General features: G+C 41.8%; 8 protein-coding genes. 7 read left to right on the top strand and 1 reads right to left on the bottom strand.

Translation table 11 applies throughout. The features are described 5' to 3' along the window. The first annotated feature begins 30 nt into the window (after positions 1-30). From ACO08K_RS20455 to ACO08K_RS20425, 7 genes are all read left to right on the top strand, one after another. On the top strand, positions 31-1,182 hold the full coding sequence (locus ACO08K_RS20455) for an alpha/beta hydrolase-fold protein (protein ID WP_421798273.1): 1,152 nt from the start codon (positions 31-33) through the stop codon (positions 1,180-1,182). Positions 1,183-1,196: 14 nt separating this feature from the next. Next, on the top strand, positions 1,197-2,276 hold the full coding sequence (locus ACO08K_RS20450; RefSeq protein ID WP_421798272.1) for an alpha/beta hydrolase: 1,080 nt from the start codon (positions 1,197-1,199) through the stop codon (positions 2,274-2,276). A 634-nt stretch (positions 2,277-2,910) separates the two neighbouring features. Next, positions 2,911-4,836, top strand: coding sequence for an alpha/beta hydrolase-fold protein (locus ACO08K_RS20445; RefSeq protein ID WP_421798271.1), 1,926 nt, complete (start codon positions 2,911-2,913; stop codon positions 4,834-4,836). Between the two features lie 508 nt (positions 4,837-5,344). Next, positions 5,345-7,102, top strand: coding sequence for an AIPR family protein (locus ACO08K_RS20440; RefSeq protein WP_421798270.1), 1,758 nt, complete (start codon positions 5,345-5,347; stop codon positions 7,100-7,102). 180 nt (positions 7,103-7,282) lie between these two features. Continuing rightward, on the top strand, positions 7,283-7,552 hold the full coding sequence (locus ACO08K_RS20435) for a hypothetical protein (RefSeq protein WP_421798269.1): 270 nt from the start codon (positions 7,283-7,285) through the stop codon (positions 7,550-7,552). Between the two features lie 494 nt (positions 7,553-8,046). Continuing rightward, positions 8,047-10,800, top strand: coding sequence for a TIR domain-containing protein (locus tag ACO08K_RS20430; RefSeq protein WP_421798268.1), 2,754 nt, complete (start codon positions 8,047-8,049; stop codon positions 10,798-10,800). A 723-nt stretch (positions 10,801-11,523) separates the two neighbouring features. Further along, a complete protein-coding gene (locus ACO08K_RS20425; RefSeq protein ID WP_421798267.1) occupies positions 11,524-12,678 on the top strand; it encodes a toll/interleukin-1 receptor domain-containing protein in 1,155 nt (384 codons plus the stop codon). A 21-nt stretch (positions 12,679-12,699) separates the two neighbouring features. Here ACO08K_RS20425 and ACO08K_RS20420 read toward each other — a convergent pair whose 3' ends face one another. Next, a complete protein-coding gene (locus ACO08K_RS20420) occupies positions 12,700-12,858 on the bottom strand; it encodes a hypothetical protein (protein ID WP_421798333.1) in 159 nt (52 codons plus the stop codon). Positions 12,859-12,982 lie beyond the last annotated feature (124 nt).

Genomic DNA, 12,982 nt, shown 5'->3' with positions numbered 1-12,982 from the left:
AATGATTCATAAACTATAAACAAACAAAAGATGAAAATCAAGATTCATGTTCTCTTCATCGCCTTGGTCCTCTGGTCGGGGATGGCGATAAGCCAACCACCCCGGGGGCCGCTGGTGATTTCACCACAGGTGCAAGCCGACAAAACCGTTACCTTCCGGTACCTGGCTCCACTAGCCAAGGAAGTAAAATTGAGTGCTCAATTTGAAAAAGCGCCCCTGGTCATGAGCAAAGATGCCCAAGGCGTTTGGAGCATCACCGTAGGTCCAATCAAGCCCGACATCTACCCCTACAGCTTTCAGGTGGATGGAGTCACGGTGATGGACCCGGCCAATGTAGCCTTTTTCCCCAATGAACGATTTAAGGCCAGTTTGGTGGACGTCCCAGGCGATAGCCCTTTGATCCATGCCATGAGGGATGTACCCCATGGTGCCACCACTTATGAGTACTATCCTTCGCTGGAAGGTACGACGGGTTCTTTGGTGGTTTATACCCCTCCGGGTTATGACCAAAACCCCACGAAAAAATACCCCGTTTTTTACCTGATCAGTGGTACGACGGATACCGAAGAAACCTATTTCAAAGTGGGCCGCACCAATTTAATCCTGGACAACCTCATTGCCGAAGGTAAAGCCAAACCCATGATCATCGTCATGCCTTATGGCAATATCGCCGCCCGGATGGCGGAACAAAAGGGTGGCTCGAAACCAGCGGATCCATTGGTTCGGGACGGGGATGACGCGGTAAAACGGGCGAAAGATTTTGAAACTGATCTGTTGACCAAGGTTATTCCCTACGTGGAAAAAAACTACCGCACCCTCAACAACCGGGAAAATCGGGCCATCGGCGGATTTTCCCGTGGCGGCGGTCAAACTCTGCGGGCTGCTTTTGGCAACATGGACAAGTTTGCCTGGGTGTGTAGCTACAGCTCCTACCTCTCCCCTACTGAAATGGATCGCAACTTCAGCCAGATCGGCGCCAAGGCCGATGTGACCAACAAACAGCTGAAATTGCTTTGGGTTGGTGTAGGTGATGAAGACTTCCTGTATAAAGGTACGCTTGAGTTTATGGACTACCTGAAAGCCAAAAACATCCAGTTTAAAAGCCGAATCAGCGGCGGCGGGCACACCTGGATGAATGCCAAGCAATACCTCGCTGAAACTGCCCAATTGCTTTTCCAATAAAAAAGATTGAACAAATGAAACTTCGCATATACCTAACTCAGATTCTTGTTTTTTTGGCGGCATCCGCCGCCATGGCGCAAAGGCCACCCGCCATCAGCTCGCCAGAGGTGCATCCCGATCACAGCATCACCTTCCGGTATTTTTCCCGCAAAGCTCAAAAAGTAAGCGTGAGTGGGGAATTTTTAAAAGCCCCGGTGGCCATGACCAAGGATACCGGAGGCATTTGGAGCGTCACGGTGCCGCCAGTTGAACCAGACATTTACCCCTACAGTTTTTGGGTGGATACGGTACAAATTGCCGACCCAAACAATACCTACATTTTTGCCAACGAAAGATTCAAACGCAGCATTGTAGATATCCCCGGCGACAAGCCGCTGGTGCATTCCCTGCAAAATGTGCCGCACGGAAAAGTTAGCTACCGCTACTACAAATCGGCTACCCTGGGCACCACGCGCCCACTGCTGGTGTATACGCCCCCGGGTTATGACCCTACGGGCAAGACCAAATACCCGGTGCTTTACCTGATCCACGGCGGTTCGGATACCGAAGAAACCTGGACAAAAGTAGGACATGCCAACTTCATCGCCGACAACCTGATTGCCCAGGGCAAGGCCAAACCCATGATCATCGTGATGCCCTACGGCAATGTGCGGCCCAGCCCGATGCCAGATTTCACCAAGGATATCGTGAATGACATCATCCCATTTGTGGAAGCGAACTATTTGGTTCAAGCGGATAGCAAAAGTCGCGCAGTGGCCGGGTTTTCGGTCGGCGGCGGTCAAACCCTGAACATTGGATTGACGAATACCGACAAGTTTGCCTACGTGTGTTCTTACGCTCCTTTTACGGCTACGGATGAGTTCAAAAAGAATTTTACGGACTGGTCGCCGAATGTGGAACAAATGAACAAACAGTTGAAATTGTTCAGCATCAGCATCGCCACCGAGGACTTTTTGTATGAAAGTGTGAAGCAAAACATCGCGATGTTCAAGGACAAAAAATTGAACCTCGAAACCTTGGTGGTGCCCGGTGGCCATACCTGGATGAATTGCAAACTTTATCTGACAAGTACTTTACAGCAGCTTTTTAAATAAAGCCTTAGTAGTGGGGCAAAAATAAGCACTCATTTTTCCTGAGCCAAAGGATTAGATAAGGCACTTAAAATGAAACGTTTACTTATCTAATCCTCTGGCAAAATGAGTACTTATTTTTTATCGCCCCTCAAGCACCACATTTAACGACAAACAAACAAAAAACCACACTACTGGACATTTTGATCGGAGGGCATCAATAGCCCCAGGCTTCAGCCTGGGGTCAGCGTAATCCTTCAGATCTGGGCTTTAGCCCTCGTTTGAAATTAAGGCTTGGGCTAAAGCCCAAATCCGGGGTGCTCCGGTGAACCCCAGGGCCGATTAGTTCTAATTTTGAAACACTAAGCGCTTGATTTTGGCTGCGCCAAAATGATAATTCACCACGACGGACACGACGATCACGACGTTTTGCTCCGCACCACACGACGCAAGCGTCGTGTTCATATCGCGCGAAGCGCGAAAACGTCGTGATCGTCGTGTCCGTCGTGGTGAATAAATCAAGCAGCGAAGCTGCACTTTAGCAGTTCGTGATAGAACTGATCGGCCCTGCGGTGACCCCAGGCTGAAGCCTGGGGCTATTGATGTCCTCCGCTTCTGGAATACAAAATCGTCCAATAAAGTGCCGAAAAACTTAGACATGAAAAAACTATTGTTCACGATTGTTGGCGTCGCCTTATTCAATCTGTTTGCTTTTGCCCAAAAGATTGAAAAACAGGCCCCACAAGGTTTCGACCAAGCCCGCACGGGCATCAGCATGGGTAAATTGGATACCATCCGTTATGAATCCAAAACCGTAGGTGCTACCCGCAAAGCCCTGGTGTACACCCCACCGGGTTACAACAAAAAGACCAAATACCCCGTGTTCTACCTCCTGCACGGCATTGGTGGCGATGAAAAAGAATGGCTTAACGGCGGCAAGCCCCAGGTCATTTTGGACAACCTGTTCGCCGAAGGCAAAATCAAACCCATGATTGTGGTGATGCCCAATGGCCGGGCCATGAAGGACGACCGGGCAGTGGGCAACATTTTTGACCGGGACAAAGTAGAGGCATTCGCTACTTTTGAAAAGGATTTGCTGAACGACTTGATCCCGTACATCGAAAAAACCTATCCGGCACTCACGGATCGCGAAAACCGCGCCATCGCCGGGCTTTCGATGGGTGGTGGCCAGTCGCTGAATTTTGGTTTGGGCAACCTGGATAAATTCGCCTGGGTGGGCGGCTTCTCTTCGGCTCCTAATACCAAAAGGCCGGAAGAATTGGTGCCCAATCCCGCCGAAACCAAAAAACAACTCAAACTGCTCTGGATTTCCTGTGGCGACAATGACGGGCTCATCACCTTCAGCAAACGCACCCACGACTACCTCTACAAAAATGACGTGCCGCACGTTTATTACATCGAGCCGGGTGTGCACGATTTTAAGGTGTGGAAAAATGGCTTGTACATGTTTTCCCAGTTTTTATTCAAACCCGTCGATGTCGCTTCTCTTCCACAGTATACGGTGCTCGGTACACCTGCGACCAGCAATGTACGCAACGCCAAGTACCCGCAAATCCTGCCCGACAACCGCGTCGTTTTTCGCATGAAAGCACCTGATGCTCAAAAGGTACAAATTGATTTGGGGAAAAAATACGACATGGTCAGAGACACGGGCGGATTCTGGACCCTGACTACGGATACCATCAGCCGGGGTTTTCACTACTACTCCCTGTTGATCGATGGTGTTGCAGTAGCCGACCCGGCCAGCGAAACTTTTTATGGCATGGGGCGCATGGCCAGTGGCATTGAAATCCCCTACAAAGACGGCGATTTTTATGCCTTAAAAGACGTGCCCCACGGCGACATCCGCATCAAGCGCTACCTCTCCAAAGCGACCAATAGCTGGCGGGAGATGTACGTTTACACCCCGCCAGGATACGATCAGTCCAGCATCAAATATCCGGTGCTCTACCTCCTGCACGGTGGCGGCGAAGACCAAAGGGGTTGGGCGACCCAGGGCCGTACCGACCTGATCCTCGACAACCTGATTGCCGAAAGCAAAGCCAAACCCATGATCATCGTCATGCTCGATGGCAATATGGGCGGCGCTGGCGGCCTCGCTGGATTCAACGAAAATGTGCTGCGGGCTTTTGAAAATGAACTGAAACTCGGAGCAATCCCTTTCGTGGAAAGCAATTTCCGGGCCGAAACGGATGCCAAAAACCGGGCCCTGGCTGGTTTGTCGATGGGTGGCTTGCAAACTTTGTACGCGGGCATCAAAAACACCAACCTCTTCGCGCACCTGGGGGTATTCAGTTCGGGCTGGTTTGCCAACAATACCACCCTTTCTGGTCCTCAATACGAGTTCATGAAAAACAACGCGAGCACCATCAATACCAACCTCAAACACTTGTGGATTTCGATGGGTGGCCAGGCCGACATTGCCTACAACAATTGCAAAGTCATGATGGCCAAATTCGACGAATTGGGGGTCAAGTACCAGTACAGTGAATATGCGGGCGGGCATACCTGGCCGGTGTGGCGGCATGATTTGTTTATGTTCGCGCAGGTGTTGTTTAAGTGATTGGAGACTGCATGACAACATCGAGGCAACGCACCGTAGAGACGCACGACCATGCGTCTCTACTATCGGGAATCATCTGTCATTTTTTGCGTTGTCTCAATTTTGCCATGACCTCAAATTATTCTAACAATTCATTTCCGGAAAGCCAGTTTCCGAATATTCGCTGGCGCAAGTGTATCGCTGGAATAAGTCTCGTGACCATGCACCAGCATTGCTTCTTGGCCGTTAAAGAGGGAGACTTGGACTAGCGGTAATACGCATTTTGTATTGTCTGGAATAGAGCTTTTAAATATTGCGTACTTCGCAATTTGTATCGTTTCGAATGTCGTGAACCGGGGTATGTTAAATCAACCTATTCATTTTCAAGTTGATAAAATTAAAAACTGTGGGTACTTGGAGATTTGGCACTCCTGGTTTATCTTTATTATGTGGACGCGATAAGTACGCATATTTCGTGTTAGCAGCAATTTTGTAAACCATCCAGAAACCATATCTTTAAAGAAAAAACATGACCCACTTAAACACATTTAAAACTCAAACTGAATTAATATCTAAATACGGAGAAGAAAAAGCACATTTGATATGGTCAATGGGACTATATTTAGATTTTCCAGATTTAGACCAAATTGCTACAGAAAGCCTAACGGATGGTAGTGATGATAAGAAAATTGATTTTATTAGACTTGATTTAGAAAATAAGAGATTAATTGTAGCGCAAGGTACTTACTCTGGAAGCGGAGCTATCTATAAAGCAAAAGCAAATAAAGCATCTGACTTAAATACTGCATTTGCATGGATATTGTCTGGTGATTTAGAAACTTTAAGAACAGACGAGGGAGGAAAATATTTAAACAACTTAAAAGAAATTGCAACCGAAATAAGAAGCGCTATAGAAAACAATGAGATTGAGGATATTGACATTCTGTTTGTGCATAATTTAGCTGAATCTCAAAATGTATTAGATGAATTAACCACAGTCAAGCAACATTTAATAAAACTACTTAATAATCCAGAAATAATTGTTACTGCGAAAGAGCTTGGAATAGAGAATTTGGAAAAAATTTATAGATTAAAAGAAACTGCTATCGTTGTAAAAGATTCTATCACCTTACCAGAAGTTATGAAATATGAAGAAGTTCACACAAATTGGAAATCTTCTGTTTATACAGTTACTGGAACCTGGCTAAAATCGCTTTATGACCAATACGATAGTCATTTATTCTCTGCAAATTACAGGAACTTTCTAGGAATTAGTAGACGAGGAAGAAAAAAAATAAATCATGGGATAAAAAATACAGCCGAAACAAACGCACATAATTTTTGGGCTTATAATAATGGTATTACGATTTTAACTACAAAATATTCAATTAATCCTTCTAATCCCAGTGAAACAATTCTGGAAGGAATATCAATTATCAATGGAGCACAAACAACGGGTTCAATTGCACATTCAAATCCTGCGAATTTAAGCGACGTAAGAGTAATGTGTAGAATTATAGAATCAGCAGATGAACCCACAATAAATTCAATAATTGAATATAACAATACTCAAAACGAAATTACAACTTGGGATAAGTATAGCAAAAACCCTGAACAAGAAAGAATAGCGGCAGAATTCGCAAAATTAGGATACTCATATTCTTTTAAAAGAGGATTTGAAAACAATTCTGCCTTAAGCATTGAAGTAGTTGCTCAACCTGTTTCAGCATTTCATGGCAATTATTTAGAGGCAGGAAGTGGGAAAAACAACATCTTCGAAAAAACGACTCTATATGATGATGCATTTCACGGTACTAAATCAAAACATCTTTTATTGGCTTATTGTTTAATAAAAGCAATCGACCAAAGATTTTATGAATTGAAAATAAAAAATAATTCTGGCAATTGTACTGGAGACGAAAGCAAACAGCTTTCATTGTTAAAGCATCTTCGTTTTAAGTACTTTTTACTAGCAATTATTGGTGAAACATTTGAAAATATTGTTGGAGAAAGTGTTGATTCAAAAAATATCTCTTTTGCAAATGGAGTGGCAAGTAGCTCACATAATACGATTCCTCAACTAATCGAGAAATGCAAACCCGTGGTAAGTTTAATATTAGGATTCGTTTCTAAAACCTTAACTGGAAATTTCACTGAAGTCATGTATGACAAAAACGAATTCGTTAGAGTTAAGGATGCAGTTAGTAACACTATTGAAACAGTAAAAATGGCTAGTGAAACAAACCCATTTGTGAGTTTTGCGGAAAATATTGCTCCAAAAGGATAAAACTGCTGCCAACAATTAAGCCTTCGTTCGGCATTCAATGCCAAGAATGAAGGCAATGTTGAACTGAACCTTTGGTAGCGATTCCGGTAGAGGATTACTAATCTAATATGGGATTTTCGTGCGGATTGGGGAAGTCGAAAACCAAATAGAGTAGACAAGAACAACTTAAAACAAAACAAAATGAACGAAGAAGAACAACTGGATCTTTATGGTTTGCCTACAGGAAATAAGGCAGACGCAAGTTTGCTAACCAACATCCACTATGTACGGAGAGACCTATTAATTGTAGATAGAGATAACGATTTATTATATGGGAACTGGGCAGCCACCATTGACTATGCCTGTGAATTCATCTACCAAAATCGTGCAATAAACATAAGCAGAATAGTTAGCAGCAGAAGAGTCGCTAGTTGTGGCGGGAACGAGATTTGGATGTATGAACACAATTAACTCATTTCAAACCATACAAGTTAAATGTAACAAAAACAGGATTTTACATTAAGACTCTTCATATCTCAGACGAATTTTTAAAAAACTGACATTGGAAATTATAGATAGTATAGTGTAAGGAGCTTTTATAGGAGTCTCTATTAAATGAACGTACAAAGTAGTATACCGCTAACAGGCGTTTGGCAAAATGGCGGGTGACGTGCTTAAGTCAAGTGCTGTGTTTCTATAGAATATTTGTGCAGGCTGACAGTTCGGTGCTTATAAATCCGCCAGTGCGCCAAGCCCCAAAACGTTGTACAAAAGGCTCGCTTCGCTCGCCTTCTGTACAACGCGCTGCGGTTTTTCAAAATTCCGAAAAAAATCCTCGCTTCGCTCCATTCTTTTTCGGAACTTTGTAAAGCCGCAGCGCGTTGGAGGCAACTTCTTCAACAGTCTACTTTTACCATATACCCAAAAAATTAAAATAAAAATTAACTAACCCTAAATCAATTGTTATGTCACCATTGCGGAATATCAAAAAGACAATTTTTGGATATGACATTTTCGTTTCTTACTCCCGTAAAGACAGCCTTGATTACGCATATGCTATCGCCCAACATTTCATGAAGAAAGGCTTCGATTGTTATATTGACCAGTTGTCAAGTATAACCCCCGGTAGAGAACTACCTTCAAATATAAAAGATGCGGTTAAACAATCAACAGCATTTGTATTGATAGGAAGCGAAGGTGCCCAAACTTCTGAAGCAATAGAACAAGAAATAATATTATTCCTAGAGAACAATAAAAACAAGCCGTTAATTCCAATTACCATCGCTGGAGCTATAAATGAAATTACAGCCAAGTGGTATAAAAAAATTGGCGGTTTGGCATTAATAGATGATACTTTAGAAAATTTAAAGCAGGGTTTACCAGCTCAGGACATTCTCGACAGAATCGAAAATGCATTAAAATTTACAAAGAAGAGTGCACGACTTAAAACTATTTCATTGGCGGTATTATTTGGAGTTCTTACCATATTTGGCTTAGCAACCTTTTTCACCTACAATAAAGCAAAAGAAGCAAAAGTAGCGATTACAGAAAAAAATCGTGCGGATAGTTTAAAGAATGTCGCTTTTCAACAATTATCACAAGCGAATGAATTGAAAAATATTGCTTTAAGTGAAAAAAAGGATGCAATAAATCAAATGCAAAAGGCAATCAAGTTAAAAAATCACGCAGATTCTTTAAAAAGTCTTGCACTAAAAGATAAAACGAAAGCAGAAAGACTAAAAAGTATTGCTGACTCTCTGAAAATAGTCTCGGAAAGGAGGGTTGATCATTTGAACCAACAAGGTGAAATGTTAGAAAATAGAATTGCAGCAATGCGTTACCTTGAAAGCGACCCTGTAAAGGCATATAGATTTGCGGAAGAGGCATATAATTTTGAAAAAAGCCCCGAAAATAGGGAATTAGTCCTATCCGCAGTATCCTCTATTGACTTTTACTACAAATCAGTTTTCAATAACTATCAAATCATTGATTTAAAAGACCCTTATATTTTACTAATCGATAATTCGAAAGAAAATAGGTCGAATCTAGCTGTTTACAACACAAGGACTTCCTCTCTAAAAGTAACATCCTTAATTACTGATAGAATCGGATGGATAATATTGACCGATGATAACTCTTATAAAATTTTGACAAGAAATTGGAAAGGTGAAGGTTTAGATGCAATTCCAGAATACCAGCTTTGGAATGATTCTTCTATTGCAATAAGTGATAAAGTTTATGGAAGTGGTTTTACACTTCCGAATTTCATTAATCGACATACCGTTAGTATTAAACTTTCTCGACAACCTAAAACAATGGTATGGGATTTATTGTCTGGCAATACTCAATACTTGTTAGAAGATAGGGTAAATCAATTTGGAGGTTACTTTCGTCAAATATATGGTGCACTCGATATTCGGAGCGATGGTATTGCAGCCGCTCACCATGACAATGGATTAGTTCTAGTTGACCCTAGTGGTAAAATTGATTCCTCTACTTACACTCAGGTAGACTTTGATCCCTCTTCTTTTTTTAGCAGAGCTAAGTGGTCTTTTGATGACAGCTATCTCGCTTTGAATTATTTTGATAGGAAGCGATTGGGTATTTGGAATCCATTGAAGAATTATTTTGTTTGGCTTGATCCCGATGGGTGGGTAGTAAACTCTTTTGCTTGGAGCCAGAAAGGTCACTTACTTGCTTTCTCAGGTAGGACAGAAAATGATGTAGATGTCACTGTAGAAGTGGTTGATGCAAGCTCCCCTGAGAAAACTAGAAAAGTAGTTTATAGTGGAGAGGTTCCAATTCAGAGCATATCATTTTTGCCTGGAGATGAGAAAATTGTGATTTGCGATAAGGAAAGTAATATGTTTATCATTGAAATATCGTCAAAAAAAGTAGTTGGAAAAGGTCACCAAGCCGATGTAGTTAAAAGTTCTTCTTCAGGTTTTTATTCAAGTAGTGTCAAAGATTTTAAATCTTGGAATACAACTCCCTCACCCTCAAAAAGTTGGTTTTTTAAGTCCGATTCAACAAGAACCTATCACCCAGAGGGAGCCGTAGATCCTTTGGATAAATGGATGGCAGTCCCATATTTTCAAAAGAGTGACACCACATCAGGGGTAGAATTAAGAAGTATTCTCACTGGTGCAAAAAAATCATTAGAATTTTCAGGGGATTATGTTCATCGTATTGTATTTTCAACGAACGGAAATTGGCTGGTTTTAGAAACCTCAAAGGAAATTAATTTATGGAATTGTACTTCCTGGAGTCACTTCAAGTTTCCTTTAATTCAAGGCGATCGGCAGTTTATAAATTTAGAATTTAAATCCGATACATTATTTGCAAGATTGGCCGAAGACTCAGCAGGATATGAAATTGAATATTTGCTTGATCTGAAAAGCACTAAGCCTAAATTTATAAAGCGTATGGTTACAAACAGAAAATCTAAAGATAGATACACATACGAATCAAGAGAAGATAACATTGAAGGTTTTGTTAAGGGATGGAAAATGGATAAGCTCTATAAATATCGGGCAGCAGGTTGGGTGAAATCTGGAAATTGGGGGGTGAGATTGACATGCAGAGACAATGCACTTGGTGCCAGAGATTGTGATGTTCTGTTTGTTCCCACTGATCTTATATGGTTAATGAAAGTATATGATGGGTTGCTATGGAAGCCAACTAAGGAGGAGTTAAAAGGATTTATTCGTAACGATTAAAAATAACAAACACGGTATCTCTTAACCAAAAGAGCAGCCAATAAAAGTATTTGCAAAGCAGGGCTGGACCATTTAACTTCAGCTGTGTGCAAGTATCAGCATTGATTTAGGCTCAACGTTCAATGTTCAGGTTTAGCTCTAATTCAACAACATATTTTCAAATAACATTTGTTTCACGCTGCACAACCAATGAATTCCCTGCCTTCGCAAATACTCGAATGTTAGCAGTCATTGCAGAGCGACACCCAAACCAACAAATAGATAAAAAAACCTCAAAGACAATTTGAACAATGAAAAAAATTCTCACAAAGGCAAGTTTTTACTTTCCTGATAATCCTACTTTTGGGGACTGCCTGCAACGTACCAGTTAAAAAAAAATTATCAAAAAGGAACACCCAAAACTTATAAAAACCTAGGAAATGGAGCAGGTGTTGGAAGCGAAATTGGCCTTGTTGGGGTAATACGGGGCTCTCAAATATTACACTGCTCGTTTTGTATTACTACCGAAGTCCAGAAACAGGACATCTATAATCAATCTATTCATTATCAGGTTGATAAAATTAAAATCGTGAATGCTTTGAGATTTGCTGCTCCAGATTTATCTTTATGAAGAGGACACGACAAGTAAGCATATTTCAGCATTAGCAGCAAGCTACAGGCGATCCTTCAAGGGGTTTGAGGAAAAAACTCCTAAAAGAAAAATAACTTCAGAAATCGAAATACATGAATGAAGGAAAAAATATTTATGTATCAGACGGCATGGGTGGCAGTAGCCTAATCGAGGGTGTCAAAGTATTTTTATCACATAGATCATCTGATAAGGCTATTGTTCGTGCAATAGCGTCCATTTTATCGGCACTTGATGTTCATTATTGGCTTGATGAAGAGGATAGAGATTTACAAAATGCTGCAGCTCTTGGCATGCTTGGAGAAACTGGTCTGGTTTATGCTATTGAACGTGGTGTGCGACATTCTTCTGTTTTATTGGGTATAATTAGTAAAAATACTGGCGGTTCTTGGTGGGTACCATATGAGATAGGTTTCAGCCGCTCTGTCGATAAGCAAGTATGTTTCTTAATGGTTTCTGATAGCATTCAAACGCTGCAATTGCCAGAATACGCTAAGATAGCTTCAACTTATTGGTCAGTAGATGAAATTGTGCGATGGGCTGCTTCTCTTAGCAATCATCACTTGCATACAGACTTAACCTACTTGCCGCAGCAACTTTTTGCCGAATTAGCCAAATATGTGCCACTCGACCCAGCTAAGCCAGATATAATTGAACTTTGTAAACAGGCATGCAAAACAATTGAACTACTAAGAAGTACAGAAACACAATCTCTGCTTAAACTACCAAACAACAAATTTGACTGGCTGCCAACTACAGGAGGACCAATCCGTGATATCGCTTATGATCTTTTTGCACCATTGGCGTTTTATCAGCTGGCACCTCCTAGTAATGAATTCCATTTGAATATTCTAAAGGAAGTTTACTCTCTTCCCACTAAACATTATGAAATAGCATCAGAACATCCAAAGCTTATTTATCATCCTGAAGTGGACGGCTGGAGATACCAAAGATACATAACGCCCCAAGAAACTTGGTTACAGGGATTAAGACCAGAACAATTGAAAGAACGGATTGAAACTTTTCTAACAACAAAAAATCGAAATGGTGAAACTAGGCTAACAACAAAAGAAGAATTCAAAGCCGAATTTGACCGCGTTCTTAAATCAAGAGATTCAAGTTTGCGTCGTAGTCTTGGGGTTTTAATAAATCCATTATTTGGGTTTACGCCTGAAGCCCGCCCAGTATACTGGCGCATATTAAAAAAATATTATGAGCTTTACCAAAGGCTTATGGTGACTTCGGTTTAAGACATAAACGATAGCCATTGTTTAAATTTGAGCACCTGCTAGCGCAAGCGAATCGCTGGAATAAGTCTCCAGACTTGTTCCGATTGCTTCTTGGCCGTTAAAGAGGTCGACTTGGACCAGCGGGTCAAGTACCAGTACAGTGAATATGCGGGCGGGCATACCTGGCCGGTGTGGCGGCATGATTTGTTTATGTTTGCGCAGGTGTTGTTTAAGTAGTTTTTTCTGGAGAGTCAATAAGCGACATTATTTAGCACAAAGGACGCAAAGGAGAGCACAAGGGACACAAGGGGGAGACGTTGACGAG

The organism is Haliscomenobacter sp. (genome assembly GCF_965225875.1).
GTDB lineage: Bacteria > Bacteroidota > Bacteroidia > Chitinophagales > Saprospiraceae > Haliscomenobacter.
This window is presented reverse-complemented; position numbering and strand designations above follow the sequence as displayed.

Excerpts from the sequence above, each read along its gene's own strand:
- ACO08K_RS20445 (WP_421798271.1), top strand. The coding sequence starts at position 2,911 with ATGAAAAAACTATTGTTCACGATTGTTGGCGTCGCCTTATTCAATCTG.
- ACO08K_RS20450 (WP_421798272.1), top strand. The coding sequence starts at position 1,197 with ATGAAACTTCGCATATACCTAACTCAGATTCTTGTTTTTTTGGCGGCA.
- ACO08K_RS20420 (WP_421798333.1), bottom strand. The coding sequence starts at position 12,858 with ATGCCGCCACACCGGCCAGGTATGCCCGCCCGCATATTCACTGTACTG.
- ACO08K_RS20430 (WP_421798268.1), top strand. The coding sequence starts at position 8,047 with ATGTCACCATTGCGGAATATCAAAAAGACAATTTTTGGATATGACATT.
- ACO08K_RS20440 (WP_421798270.1), top strand. The coding sequence starts at position 5,345 with ATGACCCACTTAAACACATTTAAAACTCAAACTGAATTAATATCTAAA.
- ACO08K_RS20435 (WP_421798269.1), top strand. The coding sequence starts at position 7,283 with ATGAACGAAGAAGAACAACTGGATCTTTATGGTTTGCCTACAGGAAAT.
- ACO08K_RS20455 (WP_421798273.1), top strand. The coding sequence starts at position 31 with ATGAAAATCAAGATTCATGTTCTCTTCATCGCCTTGGTCCTCTGGTCG.
- ACO08K_RS20425 (WP_421798267.1), top strand. The coding sequence starts at position 11,524 with ATGAATGAAGGAAAAAATATTTATGTATCAGACGGCATGGGTGGCAGT.